Annotated in this window: 1 protein-coding gene; it reads left to right on the top strand. The window is 36.4% G+C overall.

All coding sequences use genetic code 11. From position 1 onward, the window contains the following. A partial coding sequence (locus tag QN370_RS20505) for a hypothetical protein (protein WP_323581822.1) occupies positions 1-938 on the top strand: 938 nt, incomplete at its 5' end. Positions 939-1,360 lie beyond the last annotated feature (422 nt).

Genomic DNA, 1,360 nt, shown 5'->3' with positions numbered 1-1,360 from the left:
TAGTTGATGCGTTGAAATCACAAGGTGCCGATGCAGAAATAGAAAAAATTCCGACCTGGTCGTTTTTTGAATTATGCAAAATTAAAAAAAAGTATAAGAATTATCCAGATACGATTTATCATTTACAGTATCCTTCAACAGGAATGGGTAATTCAGTAGCACCAAGTCTGCTTTATTTTCTCCTTAAGCGACCTATTTTTGTAACCTTACATGAATTTTCAATTTTCAGTATTTTAAGAAAGATGATCTTTTTCACTCATTCTTTAATAGCTAAAAGAATAATATTTACAAATAAGTGGGAGTCCGATTGTTTTCATAAATACTTCCCCTTTTCCAAAAATTATAAAACAATAATTCCAATCGGCAATAATATTTCAGTAGTAAAAAATCCAAATCCGATTGCGTCTAAAAAACCAAAGATAATATATTTTGGCCAGATATCAGCCAACAAGGGTATTGAGTTTTTTATCGAAACTGTTTCGGTACTGAGACAAAAAAATATCCTGTTTGATGCTGCATTTATTGGCTCTATGCTTGATGAAAATAGCCTCATTGCTCACGAAGTTTATGAAGCATCGAAAAAACTCAAAATTGAGCTGATTTTAAATCTACCTTCAGATGATGTATCGATCGTACTTGGTCAATCTACAATCGCGTTGCTTGCCTTTCCTGATGGTATTACTGAGAAGCGCGGATCTGCGCTGGCCTGCCTTGATCACGGTTTGACAGTGTTGACGACGCACACTAGTAAAACTGTTTCTTGGCTTAGGGACGTGACACATCCAATAGAAACACCGATACAAGCAGCATCATTAATTAGTCACATGATCGATGGTGACGTGATTACCGTTCGTAATCCATTATTATTAGAAGAAGAGATGCAAAAGCGAGACTGGCGGCATATCGCACTCGCACACGTTGGTATCTATAATAGTTAAAAAAATAATAGATATAATTTCGATGCGAAAAACCTCCAATTTAATTAGAAATGTGAACGTAAGGAGGTAGCCGTTAGACAACCGACGCCATCAGGATTGACAACAGGATGCTCGATCTATTGGTCTGGGGTCATTTATTAATCTAAAATTTCAACTTTAATGCTGGATAAGTGGTGATACACCTGAAAACACCTATGAAAAGACTAGATTTTTTGGATTTGGCGCGGTTTTTTGCGGCTCTTGCTGTTGTTCTTCAGCATTATTTTTTTAATGGCATTGCAAACGGAAAAATCCCTAATATTACTCATATAGCGGGATGGTCGAGCGTCGCACAATACGGTTATTTAGGGAAACACTGATTTAATCGCCCGGTTTTTAACGTTAAAATCTTGATGTCGTTCAATTTCAAAGAGACCGTGATG

This window comes from Actimicrobium sp. CCI2.3, assembly GCF_035019065.1.
Lineage (GTDB): Bacteria > Pseudomonadota > Gammaproteobacteria > Burkholderiales > Burkholderiaceae_D > Actimicrobium.
Note: the sequence above shows the minus strand (reverse complement) of the source record. Positions and strands in the feature narration are given on the sequence as shown.